Source organism: Aquimarina sediminis, from assembly GCF_002895435.1.
In the GTDB taxonomy this organism is placed as follows: domain Bacteria; phylum Bacteroidota; class Bacteroidia; order Flavobacteriales; family Flavobacteriaceae; genus Aquimarina; species Aquimarina sediminis.
Genome location: NZ_POYJ01000001.1, coordinates 286,329 through 300,715 on the forward strand (window position 1 = coordinate 286,329; position 14,387 = coordinate 300,715).

Genomic DNA, 14,387 nt, shown 5'->3' on the forward strand with positions numbered 1-14,387 from the left:
AAAACCCTATGCGTTGTTGGTAAACACATAGGGTTGTATGGATTGGTAATGGCAAGATTTTCAATCCTGATGTTCTGAAAAGAAAATTCATTTAACGTTGCCTCCGTTACATGAACTCGTACTAAATAACAACATTTGCACTTAATTGTACAACGTTTTAAGAGTAATGGTCGTTGATGACTCAAAGCTATCAAAAATCATTGATGCTTATCCTTGTTTTTTAATTGTTTACTTAAAAATAAGATTGATTAAAAAAAAGTAACTGAAAAATGATTCTGTATACTTGTGTATCAATAATTTGTTATGTAGTACTAGTCAAAAAATACCAATACATACTTTGCCATCATTTGATTGTGAAAAGGGAATCTTAAAAATTTATTTTTCCGGCTGTGAATAGTATTATTTCTAAGATGTCCCTTTTCTTGGTTTAGCATTGGCTAATTCAAATATTATACTTTACAAAATGATATAAAATCATGGATTGTTCCTGGTTCTCCATCTCCTGTTGTTAGTTTTACCGTAGTGGATAAGGTAACTGTATATGCACAAGGCAAAAGATCATTAACCGTATCTGTAGGAGGTGTGAATACCAATTGTGATGTTCCAAAGGTTTCTGGAGCGGGCATAAGCGCAATAGCTGGAAAACTGAAACTTTGCCCAGGTTTGTTAGGACCTACTATCGATAAACTTACAGAAGATAAGTTTTCGTTACGAGCGCTATACTTTACATGTAGTGCATCTGTGATTTTATTACATCCACTGGTTCCAGACACAATTTCTTGTATATCTACAGAAACAGCAGCAAGTCGATTGTTAACTGTTTTTGGAGCCCAACTTCCGTGTTTGTTTACATTGTCATATTCTACATTATATATGGCAATAGGTTTTGAGGTTCCGGCTACTATTTCTGTGGCAGGATTATTCTCTTCTCGCTGTTTCATTCTAATAGCAAAGTAACGATTGCGTGTATGCGGTTTTGATGGTGATACACTAGCACTTCCAATGGCTGAGGTAGGTGAACTCATGTCAATGGATACCATATTTGCTATCGCAAGAGTATTGAGTTTTAATATTTCTGCATCCTGATGAGGTTCAAAATTTGCATTTTGTGGTACCGGAATCCAGTTTCCATTAAAAACAATAGACTGATTGGGGGCTATACTATTGATATAGTATGGTTCTTTATCAATAGGATTCATTGGATCTCCAGTAAGAGTAAATAGGTTGCCAATTACGGTTGTAGGAATCATGTTGGGCAATACTGGTTGCCATCCTCCAGGAGCTGGTAAATCCGTTGGGTTAATCACCTCTTGGTATTCAAACATATACTCCATAGGGTTACCGTTTAAGGTCTTAGTGATGGTTCCGATTAGATTAATGGTTCTATAAAACGCATAGTCTACAAATCCTGGACGTTGCGTTTTGCCATTAGCAGTATTAATTTCATCCTGTATCTTAATTCTACGTAATAGCCCAAAATTGGTGAATGAAGCAGGAATCGGAAGCGGAGGTATGACAATATCTTCTACACAGAGTGTTACGCAAAGACAAGCCCCCACATTATTTCTCTTATCTGATGGTTTTTCAAATTCTACGGGAGTTCCATTTATCTCTAGCTTGAAATACACATCGGGTCCACTGTTAAATGGTGGAAAAGGTGTTTCGATATTGATATGAGGAGAAAGAAAGGTTTGTTTAAAATCTTTACTACTATAATCTATCCTGAAATGCCCCGTATTATCAGTAATATCTGATCCCAATTCATCATCAGTAATCCAGTCATCATCCATAGCAATTACCTTGGCACCAGGAATTGGGGTATTATTGTTTTTGCAATCTAATAGACGTCCACAAATCACCCATGCATCAAATAATTCTCGTATGCCACACCAAAAACGATGATGAAGACAGTATTTCCAATAAAACAAAAGACCATCATTAGTTTCTCTCCATCTCGGTTGTAAGGTAGTGATGGTAAATTGTAATGGATCGCGATCTTTGCTTTTTTGATTAACTACTCTTTTAGTAAGGACATCTATCATTATTGGTCCATCGTACTGTTCATAGTCACCCTTCAGAGAAGTTTCATAATTTCCATTTTTATCAATTTCTGCCTCAGCAATTAAAAATTTTGCTTTAGCTTTGATTTGCTTTTCATCCAGAATTTGTAATGTATTTTTTGGATCAGATGCTACATTTGTGATGACAGTAGTATCGAGGTTTGCTACTCGATAAAAACGCACCACAGAACCAAATAGCGGTTCTTTACAATCCTTGCATAATTCTCCTGCAAGATTTCCCCTTAGTATAAACCCCATGTTTCCTAAATTTTTAAGATTAATATGCTTTTATCTCAAAATTAGATATTTGTAAGTAGTTGTGAAAGAGTTTAATACCTGATATCTCTAGGTTTAATACCCTTTTTTTATATAGTTATATTACGGTAGACTATTAGGGGGTTTTCCTGATATTTATAGTTGAGGCATTTCAAAATTCAATATATTCGCTATGCCTAGTGAGCGTGTGATGGAAATATTAAATACTATGAAGAAAATACATTGTTGCATTTTGGTCTTATTACTGGTTTTTACCAATGTAATGAGTCAACATTTTGATAAAAATACTGTACTAACAAAGGGGACAACATATTATATGTTTGGAGATAACGTAAAATTGAGAGAAGCACCCGGGTTAGATTCAAAAACGTTAGTTTTATTACCTATAGGAAGCGAAATTAAGATATTGGATATGATGGAGATTAGCCATATGTATAATGGGATTTCTTCTCCCTGGTATAAGGTAAGTTTTGAGAATCAGATTGGATATTTGGTAGGAGGTCTAATCTCTATATATAGGCATGCCAGTCATAAGGATTCGAACACCAATTTTCTTTGTAACTTATCTGAAAAGGATGAGAGAGTTTTTGTAAATATTAGAGCAACTTCTAAAGGTAAAGTAATAGATGAAGTCTCTGTTAGATTAATAGGAAATGGATCTTTTCAGTTTAAAAATATAGGTCATAGAGGAGTAAAGCAGTTGCATGATATACTTTTTGTAGATAATGACAGTGAATCTTGTGGGGTGAATGGAGGGAAATCTTATGTTTTTTGGGATGGAACTACCCTTAGACATGTGGCAAATACTTCCGAAATTGGCGATGGTGGATTATACCATCACCATTCTGAATACATCTTTCCTGAAGATAAGGATGGAAGAGAGAATGTAGTAATTTATAAAGAGGAACATGGAGAGTTAAAAGATGAGGAAACAGAGTGGTATGTAACTACAAAACAAGAAAGAAATCTTACCTGGGATGGAGAAAAGTTTTTGCCTGTTAATTATAGAGAGGAGTAGTTTCACCGTTTACTACCTAAATTTACTTCGATAAGTCCTTTTTATTTTTATTCTTTCGTTATTAACATAGTTTTCTTTGACACCAAATTCAATCCATAAAGAGGCATGGATGAGTCAATAAAAATATGTTAAAAACTTGTTTTTATTTTCTGAAAAAATTGTGATTTCTTTGCCACCGGGAAAAAACAACATATTGGAAAATCAAGAAAAAGAGCATACTAAGGTATATACACGGTATAATTTTTTTAATAAAACGTATTGTGTATTTAGGGGGGCTTCCTTACGGGAAATTACTAGAAGAAAACCAAATTATAGAAGCGAGTCTGGAAGTACGTATTACTATACAAAACATGGTATTTATAGGCTGTCAAACCATTGGGGAAGGGCAGCGAATTGCCAGTGGAGATTAGTATCTGATTTTCCGGCAGAGATCGACGACTTACGATTGGGGTATGCTGATTGGGGAGATTTTAGAGAAAACCTGGATCCAGATGTAGATGCATATTATATTTCGGTGGATTTTGAAGCCAAAAAAGTGAGTTATATGCATAAAGATAATCCTGATTATAATAAGGTAGCCGTATTGCGTTCTGCCGATGCGACAAGAAAGCTTATCAAACAGATAAAGAATCTACTAGAAACTCATAAATGGGCTAAGTATTATGACTATGATGATCTAGAGGAGTTTAGAGAAGAAGTGGTTACTAAATTGATAAATAGTAACATCTCATTGAATGAACTACGTCGTGAATTAGCAGAGTGGTAATTTGATTCTTTTATTATAACTCTTTAAAAGATTAGGAATAAATTATTGCTTAGGAGGTACTAAAAGCAAAAAGTATATAAAAAAGAAAAGGGATGAAATTTAAATTTCATCCCTTCTTTTATTTATTGGAGTGTGTTTTACACTAAAATCTTTAGGTTAGTTAGAAGATAACATTGCAAAAAACTTGTCCATGTTAGGTAATAAAACAATTCTGGTACGTCTGTTGATTGCCATGTTTTCTTTAGAATCATTTTCTACTAATGGCTTGTAGCTACTTCTTCCTGATGCAATTAGTTTTGCAGGATCAACAGAATAGGTTGTTTGTAGTTTTCTGATGATCGATGTAGCTCTTTTTACACTAAGATCCCAGTTATCCTGTACTACAGCATTACTAATAGTTCTAGAGTCGGTATGACCTTCTACCATAACTTCAAGACTTGGTTCAGAATTAATAACGTCTGCCAATTTTTTTAGAATATCATTGGCTTTATTACTTACTCTATAGCTTCCGCTGTTAAATAACATTTTATCAGATATAGATATCATAACTACTGTATTATCTATATCAATAGAAATATCATCATCTTCCTTAAGTTCATCGGTTAGTGAACTTTTTAGATTGTAAGAAACGGCCAGATTCATTGAATCTTTTAAAGATTTTGCTCCTTGCACTTTTTGTTGGTCAACCTTGGCAAGCGTAGCTTTCATTTTTTCTTTAGTATTGTTAGAGATTGCAGTAACACCTTCTACCATTACCATTTTTTCATCATTCGATTCTTTTAAAGAATTGATTTTAGCATTATAATTTGCTACTCTGGCTTCAATCTTAGCAAATTTTTCTTCAAGTTCATCTTTTTCTACCGAAGTCTTTTGCAATGTACTACGCGTGTCCTGTAACTCTTGTTCTAAAGCAACATATTTTTTCTTTGCTACACACGATGTCAATAGGAATATCCCTGACAAGGCAATTAATGTGAATAATCTTCTCATGGTTATTTAATTAATTAATTATTTACTATTGTAACTACGTCTTATTTTATTTATTGTACCCTATTTTATTAATGTTTTCATATCAATTTCTTAAAGAAATGTTAATGGAGTGTTTGGTGTAAAATAGGAGCTAATTATTAGTCTTTTTTTTGTAAAATAACCCGTTGATTTTCAAAAAAATATGTGTTTTTGTGTAAACTTTATCTCACATATTGGGGAAAAAAGTATTGATTTATTGTAATAACGTACTATTTTTACAGTCTTAAATGTAGAAATAAACGAACGCTATAGCCCGAGATCTACTTTAGTTAATATAATGTATAATAATAATTGATGTTTTTAATTGATAAGAGGCTAGTGTCCTGTTTCTTGATGTTTATATCTTTTTTTGTGATAACTGCGCAAGAAAACCTAGAAAAAGACAAAGAAAGTATAGCTGTAGATTGTAAAAAGTTAGTTTTAGAAGGTAAAATAGTCTGCTTACCTATATATCCAAAAAATTATAATTTTCCTGTTGATGATATCTTATTAGACAAGATAGAAGATCAAAATACTGAAGTATTTAATAGTAAATGGGATAATCAGGTCTTTAATCCATACTGGAATGAAAACCTTACATTACCATTTCAATTAGAATTTAACGAAGAAGATTTTTCTTCTCCGGTTAATGGTAAGATGGTAGTTACTTCTAGGTATGGTTGGAGAAGAGGACGACCGCATCAGGGTATAGATATCGATCTTCATACAGGAGATAGTGTAAAAACCATATTGGGAGGTAAAATACGATATGTAGGATATCATGGGGGACATGGAAATACGATTGTAGTAAGGCATCATAATGGACTAGAATCTGTATATGCCCATCTATCCAAGATATTAGTAAAAGAAAATGATGATGTCAAAAGAGGTGATGTAATAGGAAAAGGTGGTGTTACCGGAAATGCAAGAGGAAGTCACTTACACTTAGAAGTACGATATCATGGAAAAAGTATTAATCCCGAGTATTTGTTTGAATTTGCCAAGGAAACTAAAATTAGATCAGATGTACTTTTTGTTACCAAAAAATGGGTTACTCCCAGATATCATCGATCTACACGCAAAAGCAATATTGTAGTTCATACAACAATTGATGATATTGCCAGAATTGAAGAAGAACAAAAAAAGATTTATACTGTAAGAAAAGGAGATACGCTTTCCAGAATCGCAAATAAGTATGGATTGGCGATTTCTCAAATTTGTAAAACGAACTCTATTCGATCTAATTCGGTACTAAAAATCGGGCAGCAAATAATTATAAATCTATAATTATTTAGTAACAGGATTATCCAAATACTTATGAATCATTTCTAATAAATGGTTTTTGTCATATGGTTTTAGGATATAGTCATTTAAACCAGCATGTACGATTTGCCTGTTTAACTGAGTGACATCTACAGCGGTTAAAGCGATGATAGGAGTAGTCTTATTAAATTCTCGTATTCTTTTGGTGGTGCCTATACCGTTTAATCTTGGCATATTAATATCCATAAGAATAACATCATAGTCATTATTTCTTACTAATTCTATAGCGTCAAAACCATTATCTATGGTGGTGCAGTCAAAATGTTCTTTTGATAACATTTTATCAGCTACCAAAAGATTTAGCTTATTATCATCAACAATCAAAGCTCTAAATTGAGTGTGAAAGGACTCTTTGTCTTCAGGAGTATCATTATTCGTAGGGATTTCTTCCTTTGTTTGTCTAATCTTAAAGTTTACAACGAGTGCATATTCTGACCCTTCTGGTGACTCTTCCTGAATAATAACCTCTCCATTAAGTGCTTGAGCCAGATTATTTACTATATCAGAATTAATACCCGTACCCAAATATGATTTTTTAGTGTTTTTTACATTAATAAACTCTTCATAAATTGATTTTTCATCTTTTTGGGATACTTCATATCCATCATGATTTATTTTAAAAGAAATAGTAGAAACATCTTCTTTTTTCTTAATCAAGGATATAGAAAAAGATACATTACCGTTTTTGGTAAACCGTAGTGCATTACTTAATAGGCTCATTAGTATTTGCGCAAGAATTGCTGGATCCCCATATACCATTGGGTCAATTTCTTGGTCAAAATCAAAATGTAGTTTATTATCGTTGTTTTCGGTGGCATAGCCAAAGGAGTTGATAAGATTTTGTGTAACCTCTTTGAGGTCAAATAGTACATTTTGAGCCGTAATCTCTTCAGAACTCAAAAAATTTACATGCAATACGTTATTGATAAGTGTAAGAAGGTAGTCTCCCGAGAATTTAAGAGATTTTAGATTTTTATCATTTTTGAGTTCTGGGTATTCCTCTGCCAAGAGATTGGTTAATCCCATAATACCATATAAAGGTGTTCTTACTTCCTGACTAAGGATAGATATCAGATCCTGTTGTAATTGAAATTGTTTGTCTTTTGCTTTATTTAAAGAGTCTAACTCAATGTTTGTAGCATCAAGCCTTTTCTTTACTTTGCTATACTGTAGCCATACAAATAGAAGAACGGCTAGTAGTACTCCTCCAATTACATAATAGATCATAAACTTTTTTAATAACAAAATAAGAAATATAAGGTTTATCTTACAAGTATGTTGGTGTATTTTTATACACAATTTTGTAATTTATAGTAAACCAAAATATTATTGGGTAAAGGATATCAATTAAAACTACATTTTGTTCGACAAAAGGTAGGTAGGGGCGCAATTTCTTACAATTAAATATATACGTTAAAAACTTTTGTAGATAGTTTTTGGTATATTAATTGTTAGAGTTGTGTTGTAATTATTTACTATTTATATCGTCTTTATACTAGTACCAAATCTTTATAAAACAAGTTTTACGTGTAATAAGAAGTCTTAAAGGGCTATAATACTTATCTTTGTTATTAATTAATGAGTATCTAAAAAGATATGAAAGCTAGATTATTTTTGTTTTTTTTATTATGTATTGAGGTTACGATCTATGCTCAGATAGAGAATAACTCCTCTTTGCGTATTGATAGAGAAAGTAATTTAAGTACTAATAAATTTAGTCTCTCAAAAGAATTATCAACACCTGATTATAATTCTTCCTTATATGCTCTTCCAAAAGAATTATCAGAATATAGCCGTAGGAATCAAACTTTTGATATGACGGGTAATACCGGTTTTTTAAAACCCAACACAGAATTAACTCCAAAATGGTTTAAAAAAGACAAAAACGTAAGTGAAGAGTTTAAAAGTGATCAATATCTAGGAGATTTTAAAAGTGGAGGAAAATTTGTGCATTTAATATATCGAGATCATGAATCTGTAGATGGCGATGTAGTTCGGATATATATTAATGATGATATTATTGGACCTCGGATATATTTGACAAGTTCGTTTCAAGGAATTAAAATTAATCTGGTAAAAGGATTTAATAAGATTGATATCGAAGCATTAAATCAAGGGGAATCTGGGCCCAATACTGCAGAGTTTCATCTCTATGATGACCAAGGCAATATAATTACTGGTAATGAATGGAATCTCACAACAGGTGTTAAAGCTACTCTTATTGTAGTCAAAGACTAAGAACATTTGTTTTAATAACTGCAAAATATCTTACCTATAAGCAGTGAATCTTTAGTAATTTTAAAAGGAATTATTATATGTTATAAAATTTTCACAGTCTTTTCTGTGATTTTTTTTATGTACTTGATACTAATATGATAAAAGTAAACCTATATGAATAAAGAATACGAGTTTATTCAGGTTATTAAGGATAACGAAGGTGTCATTTTCAAGATAACCACTATTTATACCGATAATCAGGAAGATCAAAAAGATCTATATCAAGAGATCGTCTATCAATTATGGAAAGCATATGATAGCTTTAGAGGAGATTCAAAAATTAGTACATGGATGTATCGTGTTGGACTTAATACCGCAATTACCCGATTGAAAAAAGAAAAGAGAAAAGGAAATCAAATCGGAATAGACAAGGTGATCATGAAACAAACCGAGTACTATGATACAGGATTTGAAGAACGATTAAAAAAACTATATGCACATATTCATAACCTTAATGAACTGGATAAAGGGTTGATTTTATTGCTTCTGGAAGGAAAAAAATACGAGGAAATTGCTAGAATAACAGGTTTGTCCCCAAGTAATGTAGGTACTAGGATTTCAAGAATAAAAGATAAACTAAAAAAACAAATTGTAAAAAAATAGAATAGGGATGGAGTTAGAAGAAATGCAAGCTGTTTGGTCTCAAATGAGTAACCAAATTGAAAAACAAAAAAAGTTAACGGATAAAATGATTATTATGATGACGCAAGACCAATACAGAAAAAAAATAAATAAAATAGCATACCCTGAGATAATAGGAGCGATTATATGTTATGGCACAGCTATACTAATAATTACGAATTTTTATAAGTTGGATAACTGGTATACCTTATTATCGGGGATCATAACGACCTGTATACTATTAATTTTACCTGTTTTATCATTAAAATCAATACATAAAATGCATAAAATTGATATTGCAACAAATAACTATAAAGAAACATTGATAGCATATAATAAGGGTAAAAAGAGATTTCAGTTGGTTACCAAAATGGGGTTTTATCTTGGTTTTATTCTGCTCTTTGCAATAATGCCGGTTACAACAAAGATTTTGAATAATAAAGATCTGTTTTCTCCAGCTCCCGGTAAATCCATATGGCCATTAATTGTTGCAATACCAATTGCAGTGGTGTTTTTTATAGCTTTTGCCAGATGGGTTGGAAAATATTATAACAGAAATATGAATTCTGCCGAATCATTGTTTAAAGAATTGGATAAAAATGATATGTAGTATTGTAGTAACCCAAATTGTCTCAATAAAAAGAAAAGCTATCCAAAAGATAGCTTTTCTTTTATAAAACTGAGTTTGTTAAAGTTGTTAAACTAATATTGCTTACTCAGTTTTTGATGAGCCTAGAGAATAACTGTTTTTTGTTAACAATTGATATACAGTTTTCTATATTTACTCAAAACCATTTGTATAGTTATCAAAAATGGAATATTTTGTAAGTATGGAAAGTATAATAACTTATTTTGAAACGATACCTTCATCCCATCGTAGTTTTATTTTAGTGGGTGGGATTACCTTTTTTTGGTTAATTGAGTATGCAATTCCACTGTTTAAATTTGATTACAAAAAATTTAGACATGCTTTACCGAATATTTTTTTTACTCTTACAACTATTGTAATCAATTTTGTTCTGGCATTTATATTGCTAAAAACTAGCGATTGGACCATAGAGAATAAATTTGGAATACTACAATGGTTAGGCTTACCATTTTGGGCTACTATATTGTTGGGAGTAGCATTATTGGATCTTATAGGTGCTTGGTTTGCACATTACATTCAGCATATTATAAAACCATTATGGATGTTTCATTTAGTACATCATACAGATAACCATGTAGATACAACAACTGCAAATAGACACCACCCAGGAGAGAGTATTATTCGTTTCTTATTTACAACTTTAGCCGTGTTTGTAGCAGGTGCACCCATTGGAATAATAATGTTATATCAATCATTATCAGTAGTATTGTCTCAGTTTAATCATGCCAACATTTCATTACCAAAAAAGGTTGATGATATGATAAGTTGGGTAATTGTATCTCCAGATATGCATAAAGTGCATCATCATTATATGTTGCCTTATACAGACTCTAATTATGGCAATATTTTCTCTATCTGGGATAGAATTTTTGGGACTTTTACCAAAATACGAAATACAGAGTTGGTGTATGGAGTTGATACGTACCCAGATATTAATTCTAACTCAAAGATTAATAAACTATTAAAGCTTCCTTTTATGGGGTATCGGGCTCCCACAGGTGCTAAATTTGATTCGAACAATTAACATTAATTCATTTCACATATACATTCATGAAAGCAGTGCTAATTATTTGCGGTATTCTTATTTCATATACTGGTCTTATGGCTCAAAATACAATGGCTATGGATAGTATTCAACCCGATCAGGAATATGAAAATCTATTGGTAAAAAAAATCTATTCAGATAAGCATACTTCTACATTTATTGTTTGGTTAAAAAAAGGTATTAAGGCTCATAAACACCTAAAACATACTGAACAGGTATTTGTACTTGAAGGAAAAGCCAGTCTGATATTAGATAATAAAAAAATAATTGTTCAAAAAGGAGATTGGATTACAATACCAGAAAAAACTGTACATGCCGTAAAAGTGCTATCAGAAATACCAATGAAGGTTATTTCTATTCAGTCACCAGAATTTGAAGGAAAAGATAGGGAGTTCGTAGAATAAATCATTTGATTAACAAATATTTATATTCAAAAAAGCACAAATTTTTCATAAAGCCAATTCTGCATATCTAATTAAGAAGTATTTTGAAAACTAAAGTAATTGGTTATGAGGAGTTATCAAGTATGGTTTGTAATATTACCAGCTTTTGTATTCACATTGCAGAGTAATTATGCGCAATATAAAAAAGCAGATTGGGATAAGAGGAATACGTGGATGAATGTTTCTGATTTATTTGAATTAGCAAAAATTGAACTAGGAGGTGCAGTAGCAGACGTAGGCTGTCACGAGGGGTATCTTACAATTCATATGGCACAGAAAGTGGGGGACTTAGGAAAAGTATATGCAGTAGATGTACGTCAAGATCGATTGGATAAATTGGATAAATATCTCGAAGAGCATAAAATTCAGAATGTAAAAACGATATTAGGGGATTATGATAATCCTAAATTACCAAAGAACACCCTTGATGCAGTAGTGGTTATGGACACATATCACGAGATGGAAGATTACAAGGATATTCTTGATCGTATAAAAGAATCTCTAAAACCAGGAGGAAAGATTTTGATTTTAGAAAAGCTAAAAAGGCACATGATTGATAAACCTAGAGACGAGCAAATAGAAGCGCATACTTTATCCTTGCATTATGTGAAGAAAGAATTACAACAAGCAGGTTTTCTGATCACTAAAGAAATTGATGATTTTGGACAATGGAAAAATGATCCAGATAAAACAATGTGGATTTTGGTTGGTAAGCGCAATCAGTGATGAAACATCATCCTTTTAAATTTCTCCAATATGAATTACACTAAGTGATTTCATTTCTTGTTCGGTATATACTCGTGATCGAATAACAAAACGAACCCCCATAGGGATTTCTAAAGAAAAACTAGCACCTCTACCTTGTACTACATCGACAGTTAGCTGAGTGTGTTTCCAGTATTCAAATTGATCAAGAGACATATAAAAATCGCAGCCATGCACATTACCCAACCATATATCTGTTTCATTAATCATAAGTTCCCCTTTGGGAAAACACATAGGGGAGGATCCATCACAGCATCCTCCGCTCTGATGGAATAATAACTCCCCATGTTTTGCACTAAGGGTATCAATTACGGTTTTTGCCGCATCGGTAATCTTAACACGTGATATCATATAATTACTGTTTTAGAAAAAACCCATAGCTTTTTTATCATAAGAAATAAGCATGTTTTTAGTCTGCCTGTAATGATTAAGCATCATTTTGTGTGTTTCTCTTCCAATTCCGGATTTTTTGTACCCTCCAAAAGGAGCATGTGCCGGATAGGTATGATAACAGTTTACCCAAACACGACCAGCTTGTACTGCTCTGGATACTTGATATGCCTGATGGGTATCTCTTGTCCATACTCCTGCACCCAGACCATAGAGTGTATCATTGGCAATGCTGATTGCTTCTTCCTGATCTTTAAAAGTAGTAACACATGCTACAGGACCAAAAATTTCTTCTTGAAACACTCGCATTTTATTATTTCCTTTCAGAAGTGTTGGCTGTATATAATACCCATTTTCAAGTCCTTCAACATAAGCAGCCTCGCCACCAGTCAATACTTCACAACCTTCTTCTTTTCCTATTTTTAGGTAGCTTAATATTTTTTCATATTGATCATTAGAGGCTTGTGCTCCCATCATAGTTTCTGGATCTAACGGATGCCCTAGTTTAATAGCCTTTGTACGCTCTATGACCCGTTCTATAAATTGATCATAGATACTTTCCTGAATCAAAATTCTAGAGGGACATGTGCATACTTCACCTTGATTAAGAGCAAACATTACTGCACCTTCTAGAGATTTATCAAAGAAATCATCATCGGCATCCATAATGCTTTCAAAGAAGATGTTAGGTGATTTTCCTCCTAACTCAAGTGTTACCGGAATTATGTTTTTTGATGCGTATTGCATTATAAGTTGTCCGGTAGTGGTTTCTCCGGTAAAGGCTATTTTATTAATTCGGGAGCTAGAGGCCAAAGGTTTACCTGCTTCTACTCCAAAGCCATTTACGACATTAAGTACGCCAGCAGGAATTATATCCTTAATAAGTTCCATCAAAATCATTATCCCTACCGGGGTTTGTTCTGCCGGTTTTAATACCACACAATTTCCGGCAGCCAGAGCGGGTGCAATTTTCCAGGTAGCCATCAAAAGAGGGAAGTTCCAGGGGATAATTTGCCCAACAACGCCTAGAGGTTCTGGTATATTTATAGAAACAGTGCTGGCATCAAGTTCGCTTACTGATCCTTCTTCTGCACGAATCACTCCAGCAAAATACCTAAAATGATCAATTGCCAGAGGAAGATCTGCAGCAAGAGTTTCTCGCAGGGCTTTTCCATTATCCCAGGTTTCTGATCTAGCCAGTACTTCCAGGTTTTCTTCCATGATATTAGCAATTTTTAATAAGCAATTACTGCGGTATGTAGCAGAAGAATTGTTCCATTCTGGAGCCGCTGCCCATGCAGCGTCGATTGCAAGTTCAATATCCTCACTAGTAGAACGTGCTACTTTGGTAAAACTTGTTCCGTCCACAGGGGAGATATTCTCAAAATATTGCCCTTTTACAGGTGCAGTCCATTTTCCGCCAATATAATTGTCATATTGATCCTTAAAGTTGGGTCTTTCCATCTTGCTTTTGGGAGATGCTTGTGAAATACTCATAATTTTAGAATTAAAGGTTTTTAAAGTACTGAAATGTGTGTTGCATTGTCTACATGTGTAATGTGTTGACAAGGAGGGGGCTATCTTTAAATATACTGTATTTTGGGCAATATTTTTAAAGAATAATGTTAATATTCTCATGACAATTTTATGTAGTTTTTAGAAGCCCAAATAGTCTTAAAGAATATGGTCAATTTTGTAATAATACATGTATTACAACCATAGATAGAGTTTTGATATATATAAATC

14 protein-coding genes are annotated in these 14,387 nt (G+C 32.8%); 9 read left to right on the top strand and 5 right to left on the bottom strand.

All coding sequences use genetic code 11. The features are described 5' to 3' along the window. Positions 1-449 precede the first annotated feature (449 nt). Complete coding sequence (locus C1X07_RS01260; RefSeq protein WP_103068165.1) at positions 450-2,318, bottom strand: transthyretin-like family protein; 1,869 nt, start codon at positions 2,316-2,318, stop codon at positions 450-452. A 226-nt stretch (positions 2,319-2,544) separates the two neighbouring features. Between C1X07_RS01260 and C1X07_RS01265 the strand changes: the two genes are divergently transcribed. Next, entirely contained in the window at positions 2,545-3,354 is an 810-nt protein-coding gene (locus tag C1X07_RS01265) for an SH3 domain-containing protein (protein ID WP_128755171.1), read from the top strand. 193 nt (positions 3,355-3,547) lie between these two features. Further along, the gene (locus tag C1X07_RS01270) at positions 3,548-4,120 is read left to right on the top strand and encodes a hypothetical protein (protein ID WP_103068167.1); all 573 of its coding nucleotides are present in this window, start codon (positions 3,548-3,550) and stop codon (positions 4,118-4,120) included. A 156-nt stretch (positions 4,121-4,276) separates the two neighbouring features. Here C1X07_RS01270 and C1X07_RS01275 read toward each other — a convergent pair whose 3' ends face one another. Next, positions 4,277-5,110, bottom strand: coding sequence for an OmpA/MotB family protein (locus tag C1X07_RS01275; protein ID WP_103068168.1), 834 nt, complete (start codon positions 5,108-5,110; stop codon positions 4,277-4,279). Between the two features lie 390 nt (positions 5,111-5,500). Here C1X07_RS01275 and C1X07_RS01280 point away from each other — a divergent pair, with 390 nt between their 5' ends. Beyond that, entirely contained in the window at positions 5,501-6,415 is a 915-nt protein-coding gene (locus C1X07_RS01280; RefSeq protein WP_164914068.1) for a M23 family metallopeptidase, read from the top strand. Here C1X07_RS01280 and C1X07_RS01285 read toward each other — a convergent pair whose 3' ends face one another. Further along, entirely contained in the window at positions 6,416-7,678 is a 1,263-nt protein-coding gene (locus C1X07_RS01285) for a response regulator (RefSeq protein WP_103068170.1), read from the bottom strand. A 369-nt stretch (positions 7,679-8,047) separates the two neighbouring features. Here C1X07_RS01285 and C1X07_RS01290 point away from each other — a divergent pair, with 369 nt between their 5' ends. The 6 genes from C1X07_RS01290 (at position 8,048) to C1X07_RS01315 (ending at position 12,212) form a co-directional block, all read left to right on the top strand. Then, positions 8,048-8,689 (top strand): hypothetical protein, encoded by a 642-nt coding sequence (locus C1X07_RS01290; protein ID WP_103068171.1) that lies wholly within the window; start codon positions 8,048-8,050, stop codon positions 8,687-8,689. 153 nt (positions 8,690-8,842) lie between these two features. After that, positions 8,843-9,331 carry an RNA polymerase sigma factor gene (locus tag C1X07_RS01295; protein WP_103068172.1) on the top strand — a complete coding sequence of 163 codons (489 nt, stop codon included), beginning with the start codon at positions 8,843-8,845 and terminating at the stop codon, positions 9,329-9,331. A gap of 7 nt (positions 9,332-9,338) precedes the next feature. Further along, on the top strand, positions 9,339-9,959 hold the full coding sequence (locus C1X07_RS01300; RefSeq protein WP_103068173.1) for a hypothetical protein: 621 nt from the start codon (positions 9,339-9,341) through the stop codon (positions 9,957-9,959). A 220-nt stretch (positions 9,960-10,179) separates the two neighbouring features. Beyond that, entirely contained in the window at positions 10,180-11,022 is an 843-nt protein-coding gene (locus tag C1X07_RS01305; RefSeq protein ID WP_103068762.1) for a sterol desaturase family protein, read from the top strand. Between the two features lie 26 nt (positions 11,023-11,048). Further along, positions 11,049-11,447 carry a cupin domain-containing protein gene (locus C1X07_RS01310; protein ID WP_103068174.1) on the top strand — a complete coding sequence of 133 codons (399 nt, stop codon included), beginning with the start codon at positions 11,049-11,051 and terminating at the stop codon, positions 11,445-11,447. Between the two features lie 105 nt (positions 11,448-11,552). After that, positions 11,553-12,212, top strand: a complete 660-nt coding sequence (locus C1X07_RS01315; protein WP_103068175.1) for a class I SAM-dependent methyltransferase — start codon at positions 11,553-11,555, stop codon at positions 12,210-12,212. Positions 12,213-12,227: 15 nt separating this feature from the next. Here the strand turns inward: C1X07_RS01315 and C1X07_RS01320 are convergent, their stop codons facing one another. Continuing rightward, positions 12,228-12,602 (bottom strand): DUF779 domain-containing protein, encoded by a 375-nt coding sequence (locus C1X07_RS01320; protein WP_103068176.1) that lies wholly within the window; start codon positions 12,600-12,602, stop codon positions 12,228-12,230. A gap of 12 nt (positions 12,603-12,614) precedes the next feature. Beyond that, complete coding sequence (gene exaC, locus C1X07_RS01325; protein ID WP_103068177.1) at positions 12,615-14,138, bottom strand: acetaldehyde dehydrogenase ExaC; 1,524 nt, start codon at positions 14,136-14,138, stop codon at positions 12,615-12,617. Positions 14,139-14,387: the final 249 nt, after the last annotated feature.

Bases quoted from the DNA above. Each gene is read 5' to 3' on its own strand.
- C1X07_RS01260 (WP_103068165.1), bottom strand. From the start codon at position 2,318: ATGGGGTTTATACTAAGGGGAAATCTTGCAGGAGAATTATGCAAGGAT.
- C1X07_RS01265 (WP_128755171.1), top strand. From the start codon at position 2,545: ATGAAGAAAATACATTGTTGCATTTTGGTCTTATTACTGGTTTTTACC.
- C1X07_RS01275 (WP_103068168.1), bottom strand. From the start codon at position 5,110: ATGAGAAGATTATTCACATTAATTGCCTTGTCAGGGATATTCCTATTG.
- C1X07_RS01285 (WP_103068170.1), bottom strand. From the start codon at position 7,678: ATGATCTATTATGTAATTGGAGGAGTACTACTAGCCGTTCTTCTATTT.
- C1X07_RS01290 (WP_103068171.1), top strand. From the start codon at position 8,048: ATGAAAGCTAGATTATTTTTGTTTTTTTTATTATGTATTGAGGTTACG.
- C1X07_RS01295 (WP_103068172.1), top strand. From the start codon at position 8,843: ATGAATAAAGAATACGAGTTTATTCAGGTTATTAAGGATAACGAAGGT.
- C1X07_RS01300 (WP_103068173.1), top strand. From the start codon at position 9,339: ATGGAGTTAGAAGAAATGCAAGCTGTTTGGTCTCAAATGAGTAACCAA.
- C1X07_RS01305 (WP_103068762.1), top strand. From the start codon at position 10,180: ATGGAAAGTATAATAACTTATTTTGAAACGATACCTTCATCCCATCGT.
- C1X07_RS01310 (WP_103068174.1), top strand. From the start codon at position 11,049: ATGAAAGCAGTGCTAATTATTTGCGGTATTCTTATTTCATATACTGGT.
- C1X07_RS01315 (WP_103068175.1), top strand. From the start codon at position 11,553: ATGAGGAGTTATCAAGTATGGTTTGTAATATTACCAGCTTTTGTATTC.
- C1X07_RS01320 (WP_103068176.1), bottom strand. From the start codon at position 12,602: ATGATATCACGTGTTAAGATTACCGATGCGGCAAAAACCGTAATTGAT.
- exaC (WP_103068177.1), bottom strand. From the start codon at position 14,138: ATGAGTATTTCACAAGCATCTCCCAAAAGCAAGATGGAAAGACCCAAC.